This window comes from Atopobium sp. oral taxon 199 str. F0494 (genome assembly GCF_000411555.1).
In the GTDB taxonomy this organism is placed as follows: Bacteria; Actinomycetota; Coriobacteriia; order Coriobacteriales; family Atopobiaceae; genus Lancefieldella.
The window spans coordinates 1,123,905-1,145,178 of the sequence record NZ_KE150486.1 but is presented as its reverse complement, the minus strand read 5'-3'; the positions used below and the strand labels follow the sequence as shown (position 1 = coordinate 1,145,178).

Annotated in this window: 18 protein-coding genes and 4 tRNA genes; 11 read left to right on the top strand and 11 right to left on the bottom strand. The window is 53.2% G+C overall.

Annotated features, from left to right (window positions below; translation table 11 throughout):
• The first annotated feature begins 18 nt into the window (after positions 1-18).
• The 6 genes from HMPREF1527_RS05140 (at position 19) to HMPREF1527_RS05110 (ending at position 4,529) form a co-directional block, all read left to right on the top strand.
• Positions 19-744, top strand: coding sequence for a response regulator transcription factor (locus HMPREF1527_RS05140; RefSeq protein ID WP_016477644.1), 726 nt, complete (start codon positions 19-21; stop codon positions 742-744).
• 6 nt (positions 745-750) lie between these two features.
• Positions 751-1,896, top strand: coding sequence for a cell wall metabolism sensor histidine kinase WalK (locus tag HMPREF1527_RS05135; protein WP_016477643.1), 1,146 nt, complete (start codon positions 751-753; stop codon positions 1,894-1,896).
• Between the two features lie 85 nt (positions 1,897-1,981).
• Complete coding sequence (locus tag HMPREF1527_RS05130; RefSeq protein WP_016477642.1) at positions 1,982-2,875, top strand: phosphoribosylaminoimidazolesuccinocarboxamide synthase; 894 nt, start codon at positions 1,982-1,984, stop codon at positions 2,873-2,875.
• The gene (locus tag HMPREF1527_RS05125) at positions 2,862-3,524 is read left to right on the top strand and encodes a hypothetical protein (protein WP_016477641.1); all 663 of its coding nucleotides are present in this window, start codon (positions 2,862-2,864) and stop codon (positions 3,522-3,524) included. The genes HMPREF1527_RS05130 and HMPREF1527_RS05125 overlap by 14 nt, the downstream gene beginning before the upstream one ends.
• 63 nt (positions 3,525-3,587) lie before the next feature.
• Positions 3,588-3,663: transfer RNA gene (locus HMPREF1527_RS05120), tRNA-Arg, on the top strand.
• 239 nt (positions 3,664-3,902) lie between these two features.
• Positions 3,903-4,529, top strand: a complete 627-nt coding sequence (locus HMPREF1527_RS05110; RefSeq protein ID WP_016477640.1) for a helix-turn-helix domain-containing protein — start codon at positions 3,903-3,905, stop codon at positions 4,527-4,529.
• A gap of 115 nt (positions 4,530-4,644) precedes the next feature.
• Here the strand turns inward: HMPREF1527_RS05110 and pknB are convergent, their stop codons facing one another.
• From pknB to HMPREF1527_RS05080, 6 genes are all read right to left on the bottom strand, one after another.
• The gene (gene pknB / locus HMPREF1527_RS05105) at positions 4,645-6,591 is read right to left on the bottom strand and encodes a Stk1 family PASTA domain-containing Ser/Thr kinase (protein WP_016477639.1); all 1,947 of its coding nucleotides are present in this window, start codon (positions 6,589-6,591) and stop codon (positions 4,645-4,647) included.
• Positions 6,592-6,691: 100 nt separating this feature from the next.
• Entirely contained in the window at positions 6,692-9,553 is a 2,862-nt protein-coding gene (locus tag HMPREF1527_RS05100; protein ID WP_016477638.1) for an FtsW/RodA/SpoVE family cell cycle protein, read from the bottom strand.
• A gap of 2 nt (positions 9,554-9,555) precedes the next feature.
• Positions 9,556-10,827, bottom strand: coding sequence for a Stp1/IreP family PP2C-type Ser/Thr phosphatase (locus HMPREF1527_RS05095; RefSeq protein WP_016477637.1), 1,272 nt, complete (start codon positions 10,825-10,827; stop codon positions 9,556-9,558).
• 8 nt (positions 10,828-10,835) lie between these two features.
• The gene (locus HMPREF1527_RS05090; RefSeq protein ID WP_016477636.1) at positions 10,836-11,249 is read right to left on the bottom strand and encodes an FHA domain-containing protein; all 414 of its coding nucleotides are present in this window, start codon (positions 11,247-11,249) and stop codon (positions 10,836-10,838) included.
• Positions 11,249-12,379 (bottom strand): DUF3662 and FHA domain-containing protein, encoded by a 1,131-nt coding sequence (locus HMPREF1527_RS05085; RefSeq protein ID WP_016477635.1) that lies wholly within the window; start codon positions 12,377-12,379, stop codon positions 11,249-11,251. Before HMPREF1527_RS05085 ends, HMPREF1527_RS05090 begins: the two co-directional genes overlap by 1 nt.
• Positions 12,366-14,177, bottom strand: a complete 1,812-nt coding sequence (locus tag HMPREF1527_RS05080; RefSeq protein WP_016477634.1) for a serine/threonine-protein kinase — start codon at positions 14,175-14,177, stop codon at positions 12,366-12,368. The genes HMPREF1527_RS05085 and HMPREF1527_RS05080 overlap by 14 nt, the downstream gene beginning before the upstream one ends.
• Positions 14,178-14,308: 131 nt before the next feature.
• Here HMPREF1527_RS05080 and HMPREF1527_RS05075 point away from each other — a divergent pair.
• Positions 14,309-14,395: transfer RNA gene (locus tag HMPREF1527_RS05075), tRNA-Leu, on the top strand.
• 72 nt (positions 14,396-14,467) lie between these two features.
• On the opposite strand, the gene HMPREF1527_RS05070 is transcribed toward HMPREF1527_RS05075, so the two are convergent.
• Positions 14,468-14,686 carry a DUF6724 family protein gene (locus HMPREF1527_RS05070; protein WP_016477633.1) on the bottom strand — a complete coding sequence of 73 codons (219 nt, stop codon included), beginning with the start codon at positions 14,684-14,686 and terminating at the stop codon, positions 14,468-14,470.
• Between the two features lie 142 nt (positions 14,687-14,828).
• On the opposite strand from HMPREF1527_RS05070, the gene serS reads away from it, so the two are divergent.
• Positions 14,829-16,112, top strand: coding sequence for a serine--tRNA ligase (gene serS, locus HMPREF1527_RS05065; protein ID WP_016477632.1), 1,284 nt, complete (start codon positions 14,829-14,831; stop codon positions 16,110-16,112).
• Positions 16,113-16,286: 174 nt separating this feature from the next.
• A complete protein-coding gene (locus HMPREF1527_RS05060; protein ID WP_016477631.1) occupies positions 16,287-16,640 on the top strand; it encodes a hypothetical protein in 354 nt (117 codons plus the stop codon).
• A gap of 111 nt (positions 16,641-16,751) precedes the next feature.
• Here HMPREF1527_RS05060 and HMPREF1527_RS05055 read toward each other — a convergent pair.
• The 4 genes from HMPREF1527_RS05055 to HMPREF1527_RS05040 form a co-directional block, all read right to left on the bottom strand.
• Positions 16,752-16,828: transfer RNA gene (locus HMPREF1527_RS05055), tRNA-Arg, on the bottom strand.
• 107 nt (positions 16,829-16,935) lie between these two features.
• Positions 16,936-17,026: transfer RNA gene (locus HMPREF1527_RS05050), tRNA-Ser, on the bottom strand.
• A gap of 59 nt (positions 17,027-17,085) precedes the next feature.
• On the bottom strand, positions 17,086-18,033 hold the full coding sequence (gene gluQRS / locus HMPREF1527_RS05045; RefSeq protein ID WP_016477630.1) for a tRNA glutamyl-Q(34) synthetase GluQRS: 948 nt from the start codon (positions 18,031-18,033) through the stop codon (positions 17,086-17,088).
• Positions 18,034-18,036: 3 nt separating this feature from the next.
• Positions 18,037-18,678 (bottom strand): GNAT family N-acetyltransferase, encoded by a 642-nt coding sequence (locus tag HMPREF1527_RS05040; protein ID WP_016477629.1) that lies wholly within the window; start codon positions 18,676-18,678, stop codon positions 18,037-18,039.
• A 186-nt stretch (positions 18,679-18,864) separates the two neighbouring features.
• Here HMPREF1527_RS05040 and purH point away from each other — a divergent pair, with 186 nt between their 5' ends.
• Together purH and HMPREF1527_RS05030 are read left to right on the top strand one after the other, a co-directional pair.
• Positions 18,865-20,463 (top strand): bifunctional phosphoribosylaminoimidazolecarboxamide formyltransferase/IMP cyclohydrolase, encoded by a 1,599-nt coding sequence (purH, locus tag HMPREF1527_RS05035; protein WP_016477628.1) that lies wholly within the window; start codon positions 18,865-18,867, stop codon positions 20,461-20,463.
• Positions 20,464-20,517: 54 nt separating this feature from the next.
• Entirely contained in the window at positions 20,518-21,177 is a 660-nt protein-coding gene (locus tag HMPREF1527_RS05030; protein WP_016477627.1) for a hypothetical protein, read from the top strand.
• Positions 21,178-21,274: the final 97 nt, after the last annotated feature.

The following is a 21,274-nucleotide window of genomic DNA, read 5'->3' as shown; positions in this document are numbered from 1 at the left end:
AGAGCACAAGGGGGAACTATGGCGTCAGATAAAAAGAGAATTTTGGTTGTCGAGGATGAAAAAGTCATTCGTGATGCCGTCTCCGCTTATCTGGAACGTGACAATTATGTTGTTCGCGGTGTCGGCGACGGCCAGAGTGCTGTTGAAGAATTTGAAAAACATGCATTTGACCTTGTAATACTTGACCTCATGTTGCCCAAACTCTCCGGTGAAAGGGTATGCCGTGCCATCCGGGATGTCTCTAATGTACCGATTATTATGCTGACCGCGAAGGGCGAGGTTGAAGACCGCATTATCGGCCTTGAGCTTGGCGCGGATGACTATCTCGTAAAGCCCTTCTCGCCCCGTGAATTGGTTGCTCGTGTACGCGCACTGTTTCGGCGTGCCCATGCGGAGACAGACCCTCAGACTGAAGTACTCGTGTACGGCGGATTGATTATTGATGTATCGGGCCATAAGGTTTTTATCAACGGTGAAGAAGTCGATCTTACCGCCTCTGAGTTTAAGCTGCTGGTGACGCTTGCTCGATATCCCGGACGTGTTTATACGCGCATGGAGCTTGTCGAGAGGGTTTTAGGGTATGACTTTGAAGGCTATGAACGCACTATTGATTCTCACATAAAGAATCTTCGTGCTAAGCTTGATGACGATCCGCGTAACCCCCGGTGGCTGTTTACTGTGCATGGAGTCGGGTATCGCTTTGAGCCTTCGCAAAGCTTCCATGAAGATACGGATGAAAAGTAAAACGATATGAGAGAGTTTGGTCATCCTCGCTCTGAAGGAACAAGGCAGCCATCAACAAAAAATACCTGGAATACCATTAAGCCGGAGCCCCCAAAGCCTCAAGCCTTCTCGACGCGCATTACCTTCTTCTTTGCGGTTACGGCAATCATGACAGCGCTTTTGCTCATAACAATTCTTGCCTACAGCTGGAGTGAAGAGCTCTCTGAAGAATTTTATCGCATGTTCTTTTTGGCGGCCGGTGCCGCGGTTATAACGGCTTGTGCCATCGGCTATTTGGTTTCCCGCTCTCTTACGAGACCCATTAGAAGATTAACCAATACGGCGTTTCAGATCAGAAACGGAGATCTGAAGGCGCGCTCCGGCGTTCGGGGAAATGATGAATTAGGGCGCCTTGGAGAGACCTTTGACGATATGGCCACCGCTTTGGAGAAAGACATTAAGTTGGAGCACCGCCTTACCAGCGATGTCGCCCATGAGCTGAGAACGCCTCTGATGGCTATCTTAGCTACGGTTGAAGCCATGCAAGATGGTGTGCTTCCGGCCGACCAAGAGCGACTTGAAAATGTTGCCTCAGAAGCCAGGCGTCTTTCTCGCCTTGTTGACGCGATGCTGCATCTGTCACGATTGGAGAATGGGTCGGTTCTGATTCGCCCTGCGAAGACTGACGTAATCGCGATGGTGCAGGGCCTTACCCGCGCGCAGGAGCCGCTGTTTCGCGAGCAAAACCTTCGGCTGAAGTTTAGCAACAGAACCGCGCGGGAAGAGTGTTTTGCGGAGATTGACGGCGATATGGTGCGAGAAGCCCTCATTAACCTGCTCAGCAATGCAATCAGATATACCGACACCGGCGGGTTAGTTACCATGGCCGTGAGCGAAGACCGCGAAGATGTGGTGATATCCGTTACCGATACGGGAATAGGCATTGCAAAAGAGGATATTCCGCAGACGTTCTCGCGGTTTTGGCGCTCCGACGCCAGCCGGGAGCGCGCGTCGGGTGGTCTTGGCGTAGGCCTTGCCATTACCAAGGAGATACTTGACCGCCACAACGGCACCATTTCCATCGAATCAGAGCTGGGTGAGGGAACCACCTTCGCCCTGCATTTTCCGCGTAGGCAGAGCGGACAGGCAAATCCTATTGAAAATATTGCATAAACGGGCATATATCGCCTCACCGGATACTTCCGATGGCTTACAATCAAAGTCTACGAATGACTGGCAAGCGAAGAGGGAGGCGGGCGTGTCAAAAGAGTTATGCCCTGATTCACGCGGAAAAGTTCGCGATATATATGATTGCGGCGATGAGCTTCTGATGGTTGCGAGTGACCGCATCAGCGCCTTTGACGTTATTCTTCCGGATGAGATTCCTTATAAGGGAGAGATTCTGACGCGTATCAGCGCCTTTTGGTTCAATCGCTTCCGTGATCTCATTCCTAATCACATGATTTCCGTTTTACCGGACAAGACACCTCAGGCGTTTGAGGAGTATCAGGCGTATCTTGCCGGGCGCGCCATGTTGGTGAGAAAAGCGAACACCGTTCCTATAGAGTGCATTGTGCGTGGGTACCTTACCGGTTCAGGAAAAAAGACCTATGACCAAGATGGCACCGTATGCGGTATCAAACTTCCCGAAGGCCTTACGGAAGCCTCAAAGCTTCCTGAGCCCATCTTTACGCCGTCTACAAAAGCCGAGATAGGCGAACACGACGAAAACATTTCGTTTGAGCGCTGTGCGGAGATTGTCGGGCAAGAAGTTGCGGAACAGCTCCGCGAGACATCGCTTGCTCTATATACGGCGGCTGCCGAATACGCGGCAACCCAGGGAATCATTATCGCGGATACGAAGTTTGAGTTTGGTTTTATTGACGGAGAGTTGACGCTCATTGATGAGTGTCTGACGCCCGATTCAAGTCGCTTCTGGCCGTCTGAGGGCTATGCGGAGGGGCACATCCAGCCAAGTTATGACAAGCAGTATGTGCGCGACTGGCTGAAAGCGCATTGGGATATGCAAGGCGAGCCACCGCATCTTCCCGAAGACATTGTGAAAGGAACGTCTGACCGTTATCGGACGGCGTTTCAGATTATTACCGGTATCGCATTTACATCGATGAAGGAGTCCCATGTCACTGCGTGACACAATCAAAGGTGCAACCGAAGAGGCTCGGGAGACCGTTTCTTCTACCACAGCAAAAAAGTCCTCTGAAAAGGAGAGCGAGAAGAAAGGCGACCAGCCGGTCAAATATGCTGCCCGTAAGTCTGCAGCTTCAGCACGGCCGGCTCGCGAAGCAGCCGCATCAGTGAGAGTTTCTAGCGCTCGTGACGGCGGTTCTCACAAGCGTGCGCCCAAGACAAAAGAAGAAAAGCGTGCCGCTCGCAGACAAGAGCGTGAGCGAGAGGACTTCAGAAACCGCGGCTTTGAGGTGCTGTTGCGAAATGACCCTGAGTATCACAAAGCCGAACGTATCTGGTGGGTTGTCTTAGGTGTTGGATTTATTGCGACTCTTGTGACGCTGGTACTGACGGCGGTCTTTCCCGAAGCGCGCGACCTGGGTTCTGGCATCGGCCTCGTGTCAGCGATCGCTCTTATCGCCGCATACGTCTTCATCTTCGGTTCGGTGATTTTCAGTTTCGTAAAGCTCCGTCCTATTCGCAAGCGTGTGGAGCGGCAGGTTGCCGGTATGACCGACAAGAAGCTTCGCGAACAAGTGGCAGCGCAGCAGGCAGCTAAGGAAGCACGTCTGGCTGCGAAGAAAGCTCGCAAGGCACAGAAAAACAGGGCGTAAGATTTTTCACATCAAGTGTTTTATTGCATAGGGCGCTTGAGGTGAGTAAAATTACTCAAGTAAGCCTTCGTAGCTCAGGGGATAGAGCACCGCTCTCCTAAAGCGGGTGTCGGCCGTTCGAATCGGCCCGAGGGCACCATGAAGGAACCGCAGGCCGGAGAAAATTTCTTCGGCCTGCTTTGTATGATGGGGCACATGATTTTGCATAGCGATGCGCATGGTACGTTTACATGCGGGTTCAACGGGTGGTTGAGAGGCATACAACGGCTGCTACAGGTGTCTCAACTACAGCGTTCTTGTTTGGAGAGTCTGGTGCGGGCGATAGTTGTTGTAGCGGTTCTGCAGAATCGGTTCACAACAACACGGTAAGGAGTCGTCATGACAACATCTCAGGAAACACTTGGCCGTCGTATTGCGCGGCTGCGCCTTGCAAAAGCCGCAACGCAGGAACGTCTGGCGCGCGAGCTTAAGGTAAGTCCTCAGGCAATCAGCAAATGGGAGAACGATAGTAACTATCCCGATATTGCGTTGCTTCCGCAGCTGGCTCAGTTTTTGGGTGTTACGGTCGATGAGCTACTGAGCGGAGCAAAGACAGAGGAGCGAGAAGACCCTCAAAACTTCAATCCTCCGGCAGCGGACAAATCTAGTGAGGCGGAGTTTGAAGAAAAGGAAGAACCCGATAAGCTTCAAGAGACGAGCAGCTCGCATGAAAAGAGTTCAACCGCAGTTCACCTGGGCAAGGGTTCAAAAAAGCACGGGTTGCATATCTACGTTGAGTCGGAGGACGGAGACGTTGTAGATATGTGCGTCCCTATGGCGCTAGCGAAGTTTGCTATGAAGTCGGGTCTTCAGATAGGAGGGGGCTCCATCAATAAAGAGACTCGCGAACAGCTGGAAAATATCGACATCGATGAATTTGTCGCGGCGGCAAAAGACGGAGAATCCGGGACGCTTATCAATGTCGTGTCGGCTGATGGCGACATTGTCAAAATTTGGTTTGACTGATGCCAGTCAACACGGGAGGACATCAAGTACCATACAGAATCAACAAAAGTATCCGCTCTCTTGTCGAGGGCGGATACTTTTGTTGAGATGAACCTAGGAATTTCGAGAGATGCCTTTACGTTCCGGACGGGGAAGAGGGAGTGCCTGGGTCGCGGCCGGAGGAAACCTTGATGGTAACGGTGCCTCCCTTTTCTACGGACTGCGGCGATTGGCTGACAACCTTGCCGCTTGCTACGGTATCGTCATACACCCACATGGTGTTTGGCGAGAAGCCCGCGTCCTGAAGAATCTGCTGCGCGTCGTGATATTCTTTCCCGACAACGTTGGGAACTGCTTCTTTGACGGCGTCTTGCCCAATGACGATGGTGACGGTATCGCCTTTTTGTCCCTCAGTGCCGGCAGGCGGATCCTGCTCCGAGACCTTGGCGCTTGAATCGCCCTTACTCTTATCCTGGGAACGAACCTTAAAGCCCGCGGCCTCAAGGGTTTTGGTCGCTTGGCTTTCCGTCATGCCGACGACGTTAGGAACGCTTATGTCTGACGGACCCTTAGAAAGGTGGTAAGTGATGGTATCTCCAGCTTTAGCTTCGGAGTCGGCCGCCTGGTCTTGCTGGGCAATGTAGCCCACCGGAACCGAATCGTCATTGACGTCGTCGCCCTGTTTGCCTTTGAGACCCACTTGTCCGAGCGCGCGCTGCGCCTCGTCAGGAGTCATTTTCTTCAGATCCGGCACCTTAACCGTTGCGGCCGGTTTTGCTCCCTTGGAAACGACGATGTCGACCTTAGAACCCTCATTGGCCATCTTATCGGCGTCAGGCGTCTGTTCGATTACCTGCCCCTCAGGAGCGTCATCATTGAAGTCCTCTTTGACATTGCCGAGCTTGAAGTGGCTGTCCTTATCGGTAAGGGTATTGATGGCTTCGTCTTTTGTCATTCCTACAAGATTAGGAACGGCGTACTGCTGCGTCTGGTTCGAAAGGGCGGTAGTAATGCCGTAGACAGCGGCGGCAAACACAAGCAGGGCGACAATGATGCTCAGAATAGTAGTGCGGCGGCGCTTACGCTTACGCTCGTCCTCTTCCATCTGCGCCTGTTCTGTGGCTTTGACCGGGTGCATACGATCGGTGCTGCCAGTGCGGCCGGAAACAACGGCGACGGGCATTGACTGCGTTCCGCCAAAACCGCGGCGCTCCATCTTGCTGGTAGGGACGGCTCCCATAAGAGTTGTGGTGCTCACCCTGCTTCCGCGCCCCATGAGATAGTCACGCAAGGCGCAGTACAGCTCATCAGCGGTTTGGTAGCGATTTGCGGGGTCTTTCTCCATACACTTCAAAATAATAGACTCAAGAATAGGATCCATTGAGGGATTCAGGAGCGTAGGCGCTTGAGGCGCTTCGTTGACCTGCTTGAGAGCAACGCTGATGGCGTCGTCACCTTCAAAGGGAACGCGTCCGGTGGACGCTTCATACATGACAATGCCGAGAGAATAGATATCGGTAGTAGGACCGAGCTCTTTGCCCTGTGTCTGCTCAGGGGAAACATAATGCGCCGTTCCAAGAACAGAATTGTCGGTGGTCAAGTGGCTGTTCTTGGCGCGCGCAATGCCAAAGTCCATGACCTTGATGTTACCATCAGGCTGGACCATGATGTTTTGAGGCTTGATGTCGCGGTGAATAATGTCGTGCTTGTGCGCGACAGAAAGCGCTTGCGCGATCTGCGAACCAATCTGAGCGACCTTGCGCGAGTCAAGCGCTCCGTGTTTGCGGATGCCGCTCTTAAGGTCAGTGCCGCGCAGGTATTCCATGACGATATAGTAGGAGTCGCCCTCTTTACCCCAATCATAAACTGAAACGATGTAGGGGCTTGAAAGTGCGGCTGCAGCTTGCGCCTCCTGTTTAAAGCGGGCGGCGAACGAGGGATCATTGGCGTATTGCGGCAGCATCATTTTAATGGCTACCGTGCGCCCCAGCACCTCATCCTGCCCACGGTATACGGTGGCCATGCCTCCGGTACCGATTTTGTCTTGCACCTGGTAACGCCCACCGAGCATTCTACCTGGCATATAACTCTCCCATCAATATGCAGACCCTTCTCGCCTGCCGTCCTTTCCATCAACACCGTTTGGTGTCGAGAAATACGTCCGTTACAATTCCTGAAATCTGTTACGAAGCGGCTCCAAGCGATTGAATCTGAAGACATTTTGCAATAACCTGTCCGCCAACCTTAGCGCCTTCTCCGAGAACATTTTCACCGTTGCCTTCAATAACGACAGAGACAACGAGAGTTGGTTTTTCATACGGGGCAAAGCCGATAAAGAACGAGTTAAAATTACCATTTTCAACATCGGCCGTGCCAGTCTTTCCGGCTACGCGAGTGCCTTGGACACGAGCGCCCATGCCGGTTCCGTGCTCAACTACGCCAAGCATCGCCTCGCGAACCTTCCCAGCGGTTTCGGCGGAAACTACCTGGCCGAGCGTTTGCGGCGAGGTAGTCGAAACCACCGTTCCTTCCGGAGAGAGGATGTGGTCGACGACGTAGGGATTCATGACGGAGCCACCGTTGGCTATCGCGGAGGCCACCACAGCGTTTTGCATGGCAGTTGTCTGCGGACCTGCGGGGCTTGCATGCTGGCCTACTGGAAGGCCGCAGGAGGCCCAGCCAAGTTCCCATGCGGTCATTTCTGACGGGTTGGGCATAAGAGACGGCGTGGTGTAGAAGTCCTGACCCAGCTCTTTGCCGTAGCCGAATCCGTTGGCGTAACTGACAAGATTTTGAGCGCCGAGCTCTGTTCCTACCTGCGCCAGCGCCGTGTTAGAGGAACGGGCGAAGGCCTCGCTGAGCGCGATGTTGCCCATGTCCTCATCGGCATAGTTGTGGATGGTGCCACCGCCAAGCTCCATAACGCCAGGCGCGTCGTACTTGGTGTCCAAGGTGGTGGTATTGGTATCAAGAGCTGCGGACAGTGTGACCGTCTTAAATGAAGAGCCGGGCGAGTAAAGCGACTGAGTAGCGCGATCAACCAGCTCACTCCCGTTGCCGGAGGTTATCGCTTCCGATAGCTCTGACTGCTTGTACGACGGCGAAGACGCCTTCGCGAGAATGGCTCCGGTGGAGGGATCCATAACTACGACAGATCCCGTATGTCCTTCGAGAATCTGTTCGACAGCTGCTTGCATCTGCGAGTTAATCGTAAGGACGACCGAGGAACCGGGTGTGGTGATGCCGGCGGTCGCGTAAAGGGCGCTCTTCCAGTCGGAATGAGAAGAATGACCGGTAAGAGTCTCATTCATCGTCTGTTCAATGCCCGATGTTCCGTACTGCGTGGAAATGTAGCCGACCGTATGAGACGCCATGCCGTCTTGCGGATATGTGCGGACATATGTGCCGTCATCTTGCCGCACGCTTTCGGCAAGGGTAACGCCGTCAGAGGTGATGATTGATCCGCGCTGAACATGGGCGCTCTTGGCGATGGTGTGATTGTTGGTGGGGAGCGCTTGAATGCGGGGAGCGTCGATAACCATACGATAGGTAAGGTTGCCGAGAAGAACCGCGAAGAAGACGGCAAATGCCGTGATAAGCGATGTCAGGCGTTTGCCAAGCGCGACACGTCCCAAAACGCCGGACTCTTCCGTCTGAAGATCAAATCCACCGCGGGCGTGCGCTCCATGAAGCACCGAGCTTGCATGGGCGCCGCCGGATGATATGGAAAGATGCTGCTCATTCTCAGGGCTACTGGACTTGAGTTCGGTCTCATGACCGGTTCCTTCGTCACCAGCTCGAAGCAGGAGCGCGACGATGATAAAGCTGGATAAAAGGGACGAGCCACCCTGGCTCATAAAGGGAAGCGTGACACCGGTGAGAGGCAACAGTTTCGTTACGCCGCCGATGATTAGAAACGCCTGAAAAACAATGACGCTTGTAAGGCCGGCGGCCGCGAAGGCGGAAGCGTCGGATTTTGCGCGCGCTGCGGTCGCAAGGCCACGAATACCCAAGAGGATAAAGAGGATAATGACCGCGCTTGCACCAAAAAGACCCATTTCTTCGCTGATGGCGGAGAAGATGAAGTCGGATTCAACGACCGGAATATAGGTGGGGAGACCTTTACCGATTCCCGTTCCCGAAAGTCCACCATCTGCAATGGAATAGAGAGACTGAACAATCTGGAACCCATCGCCGGAAGGGTCTTTGAAGGGGTTGAGCCAAATATCAACGCGCTGCTGAACATGGCCAAAGAAATGGTAGAGAAGGACTCCTCCAAGCGCCAGCAACAAGAGACTGACGAGTACATAACTGACGCGCCCGGTAGCGACGTAGAGCATAATGACGAAAAAGACGAAGAACAAAAGGGCGCTGCCGAGGTCGCGCTCAAAGATGACAACCAAAAGACTCATGCCCCACATGATAAAAAGTGGAAGGAGCATCTTGAGTCGAGGAAGGTGAAGCGGTCCGATCTTGCGCATGGAGACTGAAAGTGCTTCTCGGTTTATACCGAGGTAAAAGGCAAGGAAGAGAACGAGCGCTATCTTTGCGATTTCTCCAGGTTGGAATGTAAAGGGGCCAAAAGCAATCCACAATTTAGATCCCCAGCGCTCCTGACCAATGACCATGGGAAGCAGCAGCAAGATAACGCCGATAAAGCCAATCGTGTACTTGTAGTGGGCAAGGATATCGAGATCCCGTACGACAATCAGGGTAAGTACCATGGCGGCAACGGAAACAAAGAGCCAGATAATCTGATTTGGTGCTGACGCGGGAGCCAGACGCGTAACAAAGGTGATGCCGACTCCCGAAAGGGCAAATACGATTGGCAGAATCGCAGGGTCTGCCGCGGGGGCGAGAAAGCGATTTGCTATATGAGCTATGGTAAACGCCACAAAAAGAGCGATGGGCGTCGCCATTGAGCTGACGCTGAGCTCTGACTTTGAGGTGACCATATACATCGCGTATAGAAGAAACACCGGCACCGCGGCAAGAGTGAGCAATACCAGCTCGATATTTCGGCGTGAATTAAGCGTTTTTCTCATCCTTATTCACCTCCTGAACTTTGTGAAGAAGAATCGGAAGGAGCGTCTTCGGTCTGACCGGTAGGATTACCTTCGGACTTGGCGTCATTCGCGCGTTCGGCTGCCTTGCTCTCGGCCTCATCAATCTGCGCCCGGTAGTCCTCGATAGTTTTTATCGCCTCATCCTCGTCTTTGACGCGGATTCCGGCGACAAGTTTGTCCTGAATGGGCTGTGGAAGGTTTTTAACCTCAATGGAGGTTCTGTTGATGATGTTTGACAGCGGGATGCCCACGATATGTGAGGGAACCCCTTGGTACACCGCAACGGTTGTGCCATCTATTCCCAGGTAGTATTCGCTTCTGATAAAGAGCGCCCCGATGAGAATCGAAACTGCGAAAAGCGCGGCAAGAGCGATGGACGTTGCTATGACGCCGCGAGTGAATCGATGGCGACTTTTTTCTGCCAGACCGTCGTCTAAGACATCGACGACAATAACGGTGACATTGTCCGCTCCACCGGCCGCAAGAGCTGCAGAAACGAGGCGGTCGGCCGCGTTTTGCGGGGTGATGCTTGATACGGCGATGGATTCGATTTCGTCGTCAAGGATCATGCTTGAAAGACCGTCTGAGCAAAGGATGATACGGTCTCCCTCAGAAATCTCAAGAGTAAAATGATCGGCGTACATCTCGGGGTCCGATCCCAGGCCTCGGGTGACAACGGAACGTGAGGGATGATTTCGAGCCTCATCCGCGGTAATCTGACCTGAATCAACGAGCTCCTCGACGTAGCTATGATCGTGGGTAACGCGCACGAGCGTGCCGTGGTGGAGCAGGTAGATGCGAGAATCTCCCACGTGAGCCACGGCCATCTGATTGCCTTCGATAAAGATAGCGGAGGCGGTGGAGCCCATGCCTGGTTTGCCGATGCCCTTCTCGGGAGCTTCAATAATGGCCAGGTTAGCCGCTTCAATCGAAGCGCCTAAGAGGGTGTCATCTGCGGTATTAGGAGCCTTTTCGCCGATAGTCTGTACGGCGATAGAACTTGCCACTTCGCCGGCGGCGTGTCCGCCCATGCCGTCGCAGACGGCAAACAAGGGCGTGCGCAAAAGGAATGAATCCTCGTTGTGCTCACGGACTAAGCCAACGTCTGAGCGAACTCCCCATGAGATGAAAGAGTTGGAACCATGTACGGATTCCGCGTCTTTACGGCCTTCAAGAGAGAGCTCATGTCTGCCGGGAGCGCTTATCGGCTCACTGACGGGCGTTGTGTCGGATATGTTCTCAGGTATTGACATCTGGTCTCTTAACGACGTCCTACGCGCATAATCGCATCGCCGACCTGCACCTCATCGCTTTCGCGAAGGGTGACGGGCTGCTCGATAATGCGACCGTTGACCATGGTTCCGTTGGTGGAGCCAAGATCCTCAAGAACAAGCGCCGGACCCTGGAGAGTGAAGCGCGCGTGTGATGCGGAGACATAGGGCTCGTCAACGACGATGTCGGATGAAGGAGAACGGCCGATAACAACAGGTCCTAAGATGTCCGCGTGCAGTCCGCGCAGCGAGCGCGTGCCCTTCTCGACATCAACATACCAGATAGCACCATCTTTGCGCTGTCCGCGTACCAGACCGATGCCTGTACGCATAACGGCAAAAAGAAAGATGTACAGAAGGACGACGAGCAATACGCGTCCTGCGAATAAGACAAGGTCAATCATTAATTCTCCCGGAATTCGAGGTTCACGAGGCCGACGGTAATCAAGTCGCCGTCATGCAGAATAATCTCGTCAACATCGATATCGTTTACGAGTGTGCCGTTGGTAGAGCGAAGATCGGCGACGTGCCAGTGACGACCATCATAATGCAGTTCGGCGTGGCGGCGAGAAACGTTGGGGTCACGAAGAACCACATCTGCCTGTGAGCGTTCGCGGCCTATGATAGCCACAGGAGCTTCAACGCGGTACGAACGTCCGCTTTGGCGATCAATCAAAAAGCACGAAGGAATCTCTTGTTCAGAAGCGGGCTCAGCTGTGTTGCGGCCGACTGAGCGCCGGGCGTTTGAAGGCGTTTGCCGGCGCTGGGTAGTGGGAACGGGCGACGCGGTAGGAACGGCAGCGACGGGCGGGATGTCCTGCTGCGCTCCGGAGGCTGCGGTCACAACGGGCAAAGGGGTCGATTCCGCTGCGGAAACAACGGGAATGGCCCCTTCGGCCTCGACAAACTCGACCGGCATGACCGCAAGGCCTGCGTCAGTGCCGGTAAAGCCCGGCGGTGTTTGATGAAGCTCTTCCGCGTCCCGTACTGGGAGAGGCTCGGGTTCAGGATCTGGTGGAGTAGCGACCTGCATTGCCGGGCGGCCCGCCTGTCGAGAAGGACCGTTGACCGTGTGATTTTTATGGGGGAGCACTGCTGCCGCTCCGCCGACACTGGAGTTACCTCCAAGAAAGGCGCGCTCCTCATCGCGAAGGTGGTCGAGGGTGACACCGTCAATGTTTTCCGCGAAGATGGCGAACTTTCCCGACTTCAGCGAAGGATCGACCATGAAGCGCACGAGGGGCGTACCGACAAAGACATACCCTTTGCGCTGCGCTTGAGCCGCTACGAAGGCAGCAATCTCCGCAGTCAGATCGGCATAGAGTGGCCGCATAAGTGAGTCATCGTTTGGCGAAACCAAAACGGTATAGAGGGCAGGTGCGGTGTCTATGCCGTCGATCACATACGTTTCATGCTCCATCTCCTTAGCAGCGCGCTTAGCAAGCTTTTTGAAGGAGAAGGGCTCCGCGTACCCTTGAGGTGCAGAACCAAAGACAGAACTGATATGTTGCTCAAAGTCACTAATAAAGCTCATCTATATCCTCGCCTTCACGGCCGCGGGCATCCGGGCCTGTCAGGACAATTCCTAGGCATACAAGTACACACAAGGTTACCGCAAAAACAATCGATGCCCAGTCCATAGTGGGCCAAAAACTCTTATTTTTCACGTAAACAGCGAGAATGATACTGCTTATGAGTACTATAAGTCCCAGGAGTTGACCAAAAAGCATAAGACCCCTGGTTCTTTTTTTGCTGATATAGGAGGCGATAAGCGCCGAGAAAGCGTTTCCCGCGCACAGAATCCAGAAAGAAGGGAGACTCATAGAGGAGATGAGCTCGTAGGAAAGAGGCGTTGCGACAAAATGGAGCGACAGGGCTTTTGTGAAGGTGACGCCAAACACAAAGCCGAAGAGCCCCGTCAGAAAAGCGGGGAGTGGTCGCAGGGCGGCTCCCGCGAGTGCCGGAGTGGCAACGGATGAAAAGAGTGCCGCCGGAAGGAGCCCCGCCCCCGTAGCAAAGCGGTCAGTACGACCAGCGCCTATCCACCATACGATGGAAAAGAGAACCAACAGCGCGGCAAGAGGAAATGAAACGCTTGTAGGGCTGATGGTCGCAAGGGCATAGACAAAGGTAGAAAGTACGAGAGCTGAACCGAGGGGCGGCCACAGAGCCGCCGCCGCGGCGGAGATAGAAACGGCGACAATTTGGAACGGCAGCGAAGAAGGAACAAGGTCTCGAAGTATAAAAAACATAAGTTCAGCGGTGACACACAGCGCGAGTGCGCGTGAACATGCTGGAATGACCTTGGGATGTCGTACGAAAAACGGTATATGGGTGTTTTCCCAGCTTTCGTCCTCTTCTTCCTCAGACTGCTCAATGAGATTTTTCAGGCTTTGCTCGCCAGCCTGCGCGTTGCCTAGCTCAAGCGATAAGCAGTCGGCAAATTCCGAGATGTCCGCAGGGCGATGTGAAGAGTCAGAGGAAAGCGCGCTCTCAAGGTGGTCAATAGCGGAAAGGGAAAGCGTCTGATCTTCTTTTGCAAGGGAAGCTGACGTTCTTGAGTGAGCGGTTTTGAGAATCTTGTTGAGAGATTCCTTTGCATCTCGTCCAAAAAAGATGTTATGTCCAGTGAGCGCCTGGCGCATAACGACCGCCAAAGAAAAGACGTCCGCGCGCTCATCGACGAGAAACCCTTCAATTTGTTCGGGTGGCATGTAGCCAACGGTGCCGCCGCGCGCGTCGCCATATCCGGTGGCTGAAGCGAGCGTCGCCATACCGAAGTCCGCGAGTTTTACCGTGCCCTGGCGGTCAATCATGATGTTGGTCGGCTTTATGTCTAGGTGCAAAACGCCGTTTTCATGAGCGTATCCAAGCGCCCGGCCCAAAGCGGATACAAGACACGCCGCTTCATCATGGGTAAGCACACCGCCTTCTACGCGAGCGAGCAGCTCAGATAGGTTGAGTCCGTCAATAAACTCCATAACCAGATAAGCGTAGGCTCCATCAGTTTCAAAGTCATGGACAGTAACGATGTTGGGATGCGCGAGCAGACTTGCTGTCCGCGCCTCTGCAAGAGCTTCTTCGGTAGTTGATGTAAGTACGCCCGCGGAGGTTGTCGCGTCAGTGAGTGGCATCCGTTTGATAGCCACACGGCGTTGAAGTCGAGTATCCCAGCAGGTACAGACGGTACCAAAGCCTCCGGTGCCACGTCGTGAGAGGACGCGATAACGGTTAAGGAGTATTTCGCTCTGGCCGGAAACGCCGTCAGCGGCTGTTTGGCCGTCAGAGGCGGGGTGTCTTCGTGCGGTATGAGCGACTCTCAGATCTTCCACGGCGGCTCCTTGTGCGTTTAATGTCCGATTTGGCCGTGACAGCTGTCTTATTTTACCCCGAAATATGCCTTTATGGGCTTGTAAGGAATCTCGTGCAAGAAATGTGGAAATGTAGTATTATTGCCGAGCACGCGGGCGTGGCGGAATTGGCAGACGCGTATGCTTCAGGTGCATATGGGCAACAGCCCGTGGGGGTTCAAGTCCCTTCGCCCGCACCATGTATATGAAAACCCCTGCTTATAGGCAGGGGTTTTGTATTTTGATACGCTAGTATGTACGTTACGAGTAATCTACTTGTTGTCTTCGTCAAAATCCGACCATCCGCTTTCGGCGTCGTCAAACAAGTCCCAATCTCCCTCGCTCTTCTCGTGATTGTAATACCGCTTTTTTGTTCTGCGTTCCAGAACGAGAGAGATGAGAAGAAAGAGGAGGATACCACCGCCGACGAGGCATAATACGCCGGTCTGATCAGTAAAGAGCCATGTGAAAACATCGCCAATCATATTCATGAAGTAACTCCAAAACGTGAACAAACACTACCTATCGGGCAGTACAAGTATATACTTGAAAAATTGCAACTGAAATTGTAACTGCGTAAAATCACGGGCGTGCAGGATTAGGACGCGCTCTGGCTATACAAGGAGATACCGAATGCTTGACATCAGGTTTGTTCGTGAGAATCCCGACGTTGTTGACGCCGCTTGCAAATCCCGTCAAAACGCCCATTGGGATCGCGAGAAATTCTTCAAACTCGACGGGGAGCGACGCGAAGCAATCGTTGAGGTAGAAGGATTGCAGGCCGAGCGCAATGTCGTTTCCAAGCAAATCGGACAGCTTATGCGTGAAGGCAAAGCGCAGGAAGCTGAAGCGGCAAAAAAGCAGGTCGCGGCCAATAAAGAACGCATTGCCGAGCTTGACCGCAAGCGGGATACGGTGGAGGAAGAGCTCAAGGCTCTCGTGGCTGCTATCCCCAATATTCCCGATGAGTCGGTTCCCTACGGTGCGGACGATTCTGAAAACTCCGAGGTTCGTCGCTGGGGAGTGCCCACCGAGTTTGATTTTGAGCCGAAGGCTCACTGGGACCTTGGAACTGACCTCGGCGTTATTGACTTTGACCGCGGCGTCAAGCTTGCCGGCACACGCTTCTATCTTTTGAGCGGTTTGGGCGCCCGCATGGAGCGCGCGCTTATCAACTTCATGATTGATTGCCACAATGAGGCGGGGTTCAAAGAGTTTTGGCCGCCGGTCATTACTAATCACGACTCGCTTTTTGGTACAGGCCAGCTGCCCAAGTTTGAGGACGACCTCTACCATGTGCAGCCTGACTTGTATCTTATTCCTACGGCGGAAGTGCAGCTAACCAATATTCACCGCGATGAAATCCTGGATGGAACCAAGCTGCCCCTTCTCTATACGGCATTTACTCCATGTTTTCGTGAGGAAGCAGGATCGGCGGGCAGAGATACTCGAGGCATCATTCGTGTTCACGAGTTTGACAAAGTTGAGATGGTCAAATTCGCCAGGCCTGAGGATTCTATGAATCAGCTTGAGTCCATGGTAGCGGAAGCCGAGAAGATCCTTCAGCTGCTGAAGCTCCCGTATCATGTGGTGACATTGTGCACCGGCGACCTTGGATTCTCTGCGGCCAAGTGCTATGACATCGAGGTCTGGCTCCCGAGCTATAACAACTATAAAGAGATATCTTCCTGCTCCAACTGCAAAGATTTCCAGGCTCGCCGCGCTAACATCCGTTTCAAGGATTCCGCCGGCAAGAGTACGCAGTTAGTGCATACGCTCAATGGCTCAGGCCTTGCGGTCGGTCGCACCATGGCTGCGATTCTCGAGAATTATCAGAATGCCGATGGATCTGTGACCATTCCTGAAGCTCTCGTTCCTTATATGGGCGGCGTTGAAGCCATCCGCCCTGAAGCCTAGGGTGGAGTTGCGCTGAGAGCAGCAGTTCTTGTGCTATGTGACTCGTGTCCAAGACGATTATGTGCGGATACCGTACATCTTTTGGCACTAACCAATTTCTTTTAATTTCTAGTAGAACTGATGTTCTAAATATGCTAAAATAGGATATGAAAAAAGCAGAGGGAGGAGAGCCAAATGAAGTGCATGAACGCAGACAAAGAAGAACTTACCGTTACCGTTTCTGAGGATGGAAGTCTTACGTTTAGAGAGTATGTATCCGGCAATCCTGCTCAAGTTGGATTTGGAGAAGTTGAACATGCAACGTATCTGCTGCTGGATTCTAAAAATGCGAAGGTATTGCGGAAGGTCTTGAGTACTGAACGGCCTGAGCAACACGTCATCGATAGGTCGTTTTGGCAGACGTTTATACAAGAAGTCGAGTTTCTTTCAGATATTCTCGATATGTGCGATGCGCATAAAATCCGCTATACCTATAAGGCTTTGGGCTCTGAAAGCAGTTATTGTCTCAGAGAGTCTTCTCAAGAGTAGCGTGTTCGCATAGAGTACAGACAGCAGGTACAAACGTGGCTTGCAGTGTGTACGTTGGCGTGGTGCTTGAGATAAAAGAAAAGGGCTCACGAAGAAGCCCTTAAAATTCAATGGTGCGGCGTATAGGATTCGAACCTATGACGCCCTGATTCGTAGTCAGGTCCTCTATCCAGCTGAGGTAACGCCGCGTGCGACAAGTATCATGACAGAATTGCGCATAAAGTGCAAGAGGTTTGAGGAAAATTTTAAAGAAAAACCCTTTGCTCGGGAAAAGACAAAGGGAAATAGCAAAAAATGGCGGAGAGCTGGGGATTCGAACCCCAGATGGGCTTTGGGCCCATACTCGCTTAGCAGGCGAGCACCTTCGGCCTCTCGGTCAGCTCTCCGAAATAGGTGCTTGAGAATGATACTCCGAACTTGCGAATGTTACAACCGGCAGCACGGATTAAAAGGCAAAAGCGTCGCGTATATTCACGTTTGCGCGGTGCTTTCGAAGCGGTTCCCATGCAAAACGTTCGGCAACATTATCGGCAAAGAGCCGCTCGCGCGGATTGGCCAGACCTGCTGCCGCGGCAAGCAATCCGATGATCCTCTCAGCAGGTATCCCACAGGCTCTCAAAGTGCCGAGGTCAAGGTCTTTATCACGTTTTGAAAGGCGTCGTCCATCGGCGCTCACTAGGAGAGGGATATGGGCATATGCCGGTGTAGGATATGCAAGAAGGCGCTGCAGATAAATCTGGCGTGGAGTTGAAAGAAGCAAATCCGCTCCTCGGACTACTTGAGTTACCCCGGTAAGAGCATCGTCAACAACGACGGCAAGTTGATAGGCAATGATATGGTCGCTGCGCTGAACCAAAAAATCACCGCAGTCAATGGAGAGGTTTTCTTGTTGAAAACCATACACAAGATCGGTGAAGCTGATGGTGCCCGATGGATCATGTGCATCGGGAACCTTCAGGCGCATCGCGGGAGCTTTTTCCAGAAGCCTCTGTGCAACTTCATTCTGAGAAAGGTTTCTGCAGGTGCCTTTATAGACATAGGTTCCGTCGGACGCATGGGGAGCAGTTGCGGCGTGGAGATCTGCTCGCGAACAAAAGCACGGATACAGCAGATCCTTTGACTGCAGCTGCGCAAGAGCATCAAGGTAGATCTCCTGGCGCTGGCTTTGAAAAATCGGACCTTCGTCCCAATCAAGACCGAGCCAGTGGAGGTCATCCATAAGAAGTGATGCGTTATGGGGGTCTTGCGCGCGCGGGTCAAGATCCTCAATGCGAAGTATGATTTTTCCATCCGCCGATCGTGCGGCTGCCCAGGCCATAAGGGCGGAAAAAGCGTTGCCAAGGTGCATGCGTCCCGAGGGGCTGGGCGCAAATCTTCCGATTACAGTATCCATGCGTTAGAGATCTAAAGCATAGAGATAGGCTGTTTCCGAGTAGTCCTCCGCGGGGAAAACCTCAGCAGACGAGACGCGCTCAAGCCCTTTATAGTCGTAGAAAGAAAAGTCACAGCCATCGTCAGTTGCAAGAAAAAAGCCCCTGGCGTTTTGAGATATGAAGAAGTCGATAACTTTTGAAAAGAGAAGCCCACCTATGCCGTGCCCCTGCTCTTGGGGATCGATGCAAAATAGAGTAATCTCCCAAGCGGCACGCGGGTCATTGGAGCAGCGAAATGCTTTAATGAGCTTTGATTCGGTTTTGATGTATTGATAATTGAGCTCATAGTATCGGGAGCCCTCGAGGGCTTCTGCAAGATGTTGCGCAGACACTTTAATGAGGCGCCATGGTTTAGTCGTAGGGTTGTTCTCGCCGTTTCCGGCAAAAATAAGACCGACAATTTTGTGGTTCTTCTCAGCAACGCAGAGGTATTGCGAGACGGAAAGGTAGTAGGAGGCGTCACTTCGTGAGGACAGGAATGCCTCTTCAGAGGAGCCTTCTGTATGCCAAACTTTGGCGATGAGGTCGCATACCGCGTCAAAGTCCGATGGTTCAAAAGGACGGCAGATAAGGTCATTTGTTTTTGGCGCGCGGGTACGCGGCATGGTATCCTCCGGGCATTGTGGTCTAGGGCGCAAGCGATTTCTCATAAGCAAGCGCTTGTACGTTATGAGGTTGTTTCAAGATAGCACATGCCTGCTGCATAAAGGTACGCGATGCGCTACGCTTTGTGAGAAGGCGGCTGTGTCCGCCAAATAGAGTGCCGGTAACGCTCATACAAAGGAGAAGCTATGGCGGATGGCGAGATCAAACGCGCGTTGATTTCGGTTACGGACAAAACGGGAATCGTTGAGTTTGCTCGGGCGTTGGAGTCGGAATTTGGCGTTGAAGTGATATCGACAGGAGGTACCGCTCGTGCGTTGGAAGAAGCCGGCGTGAAAGTGATACCCATCGAAACATATACGGGCTTTCCCGAGATGATGGATGGCCGGATCAAAACACTTCACCCGCGCGTACATGGAGGCTTACTGTGTCGACGTGATAACTACAAGCACAAAGAGGACGCGGCGGCTCATGGCATCAACATGATTGATTTGGTTTGCGTGAACCTGTATGAGTTTGAAAAAACAGTGGCAAAACCAGGCGTGACACGCGCTGAGGCTATCGAACACATTGATATCGGCGGACCCTCGATGCTTCGTTCGGCCGCTAAAAACAATGATTTTGTGACCGTTGTGAGCGATCCGGCCGATTACGAGGCCATTCTTGCGGAGATGCGCCAGCATGGCGGAGCGACAACGCTTAAAACTCGTCAATGGCTTGCGCTCAAGGTCTTTGCAACTACTGCATCGTATGACTGCGCAATCGCAGACTATCTATCCGGCGTGGTCAGCGAGAAAGATAGCGCGGCACCTGACTTCCCGGATACGCTTGTGGTGAAAGCGTTTAAGGCGCAAGAGCTTCGGTATGGCGAGAATCCCCAGCAGGCCGCAGCGTTTTATCGAACGGCAGATGCCCCCAAGCACTCGCTTGCGCGCGCAAGACAGCTGCAGGGAAAACCACTTTCTTACAACAATCTGCTGGACAGCGATGCCGCGTGGACTGCTGTCAGAGAATTCGAGGAGCCGGCGGTTATTATCCTCAAGCACCAAAATCCCTGCGGTTCCGCAACGGCGGAAAACGTTGTTGAAGCGTATGACCGCGCATTTTCCTGCGATCCCGTTTCGGCGTTCGGAGGTATTATCGCCGCCAACCGAGAAGTCCCTCTTGAGCTCGTAGAGCACATCGCTGACGTGAACAAGCAGTTTGTTGAAGTGCTTATCGCGCCGGGATATACCGCGGACGCGCTTAAGCGGCTTGCGAAGAGAAAAAATTTGCGAGTATTGGAAACCGGCGGCATCGACCGCAGCTGCGGGCTTGAAATGAGAACCATTGACGGCGGCATGTTGGTGCAAGATCTCGACCATGTGGATGAAAGTGTCAACTCTTTTACGGTTCCGACAAAGCGGCAGCCGACGCAAGAAGAGATGGACGATTTGATATTCGCGTGGAAAGTGGGAAAGACCGTCAAATCCAATGCGATTCTCGTCGCGAAAAACCGGGCGGGACTGGGCATGGGTCCCGGACAGCCCAACCGAGTCGACGCGGCGCTTTTGGCATGCGAGCGAGCCGAGAAAGCATGCGAGCGCATGGGAATTCCGGCTGCCGGTCTTGTCGCCGCGTCCGACGCGTTTTTCCCATTCCGTGATACGGTTGATGTTTTAGCCGCTCATGGGGTTTCGGCTATCATTCAACCGGGAGGTTCAGTCAGGGACGAGGAGTCCATTGAGGCCTGCGATGAGCACGGTATCGCCATGGTATTCACGGGAGTGCGTCACTTCAGGCATTAGGGGTATGAGGCGGCGGCCAAGAAGCACAACGAGAAGGTCAGGCGGTAGTACAGCATGGATACAGAGGAAGCACAGGCAGCAGAGAACTACAGGCCGGAAACACCGGTGGTGATTTGTCGCTGGCGGCTTGCTGGTAAGACCCTTCCCCTTGAAAATCGTCATTTGCGTGCGCTTGGCAAGAGGCGCATTGACGGCAAGGCGATCTCTCCGCATCTTATCGCTTGGGCAAAACAGCACATAGAAGGCACTCTTCAAGAAGGTTCGGCTGAAAATCCCGATGGCGTTTTGCTGCTGGTTATTGATGAACAAGGAAGGGCAGCCATGGCTGTCGGTCCCTATGAACCGCTCGAAGACAGCTCACTTTTGGCTCTTGCTACCCGCGCGTGCGCGGCTCAGCGAGAAGCAGCAAAGACAGGATGCGCTCCTGAGGTACTCTGGGTCGCAGACAAGGGAATTCTCATCATAGGCAAGGACGTGTCCGCTGCTTCGGCGGGGGCGCTGTCGCTTGCGTGTGACATCGCGTCAACGCTTGGCTATCGGATGGACTTTCAGGAGAATCTGGCCGCAGAAGTTCTGGCGGGCGCAACGGGCTTTGATGAAGTTTTTCTCGTCTCTGACGAGCATGGCGTTGTACAGGCTGCTGACGCGAAGGGAAAGATTGGCGCGGAGCTTGCGGCTGATTTGGAAAAACTGTATGAAAGCAAGCGGCGCTGACATATCAAATCTGTAAAGGATTTTATTGAAGAAGCGCATAGTATCAGGCTGGTGTACTGCGGTCTGGTAGATGTTTGCTGGTAGTAATTCCTACCAA

Coding starts and splice junctions, on each gene's coding strand:
- HMPREF1527_RS05085 (WP_016477635.1), bottom strand. CDS start 12,379: ATGAGCTTTATTAGTGACTTTGAGCAACATATCAGTTCTGTCTTTGGT.
- HMPREF1527_RS05095 (WP_016477637.1), bottom strand. CDS start 10,827: ATGTCAATACCTGAGAACATATCCGACACAACGCCCGTCAGTGAGCCG.
- HMPREF1527_RS05100 (WP_016477638.1), bottom strand. CDS start 9,553: ATGAGAAAAACGCTTAATTCACGCCGAAATATCGAGCTGGTATTGCTC.
- HMPREF1527_RS05140 (WP_016477644.1), top strand. CDS start 19: ATGGCGTCAGATAAAAAGAGAATTTTGGTTGTCGAGGATGAAAAAGTC.
- HMPREF1527_RS05125 (WP_016477641.1), top strand. CDS start 2,862: ATGTCACTGCGTGACACAATCAAAGGTGCAACCGAAGAGGCTCGGGAG.
- HMPREF1527_RS05110 (WP_016477640.1), top strand. CDS start 3,903: ATGACAACATCTCAGGAAACACTTGGCCGTCGTATTGCGCGGCTGCGC.
- gluQRS (WP_016477630.1), bottom strand. CDS start 18,033: ATGGATACTGTAATCGGAAGATTTGCGCCCAGCCCCTCGGGACGCATG.
- serS (WP_016477632.1), top strand. CDS start 14,829: ATGCTTGACATCAGGTTTGTTCGTGAGAATCCCGACGTTGTTGACGCC.
- HMPREF1527_RS05090 (WP_016477636.1), bottom strand. CDS start 11,249: ATGATTGACCTTGTCTTATTCGCAGGACGCGTATTGCTCGTCGTCCTT.
- pknB (WP_016477639.1), bottom strand. CDS start 6,591: ATGCCAGGTAGAATGCTCGGTGGGCGTTACCAGGTGCAAGACAAAATC.
- HMPREF1527_RS05030 (WP_016477627.1), top strand. CDS start 20,518: ATGGATACAGAGGAAGCACAGGCAGCAGAGAACTACAGGCCGGAAACA.
- HMPREF1527_RS05040 (WP_016477629.1), bottom strand. CDS start 18,678: ATGCCGCGTACCCGCGCGCCAAAAACAAATGACCTTATCTGCCGTCCT.
- HMPREF1527_RS05060 (WP_016477631.1), top strand. CDS start 16,287: ATGAAGTGCATGAACGCAGACAAAGAAGAACTTACCGTTACCGTTTCT.
- HMPREF1527_RS05135 (WP_016477643.1), top strand. CDS start 751: ATGAGAGAGTTTGGTCATCCTCGCTCTGAAGGAACAAGGCAGCCATCA.
- purH (WP_016477628.1), top strand. CDS start 18,865: ATGGCGGATGGCGAGATCAAACGCGCGTTGATTTCGGTTACGGACAAA.
- HMPREF1527_RS05070 (WP_016477633.1), bottom strand. CDS start 14,686: ATGAATATGATTGGCGATGTTTTCACATGGCTCTTTACTGATCAGACC.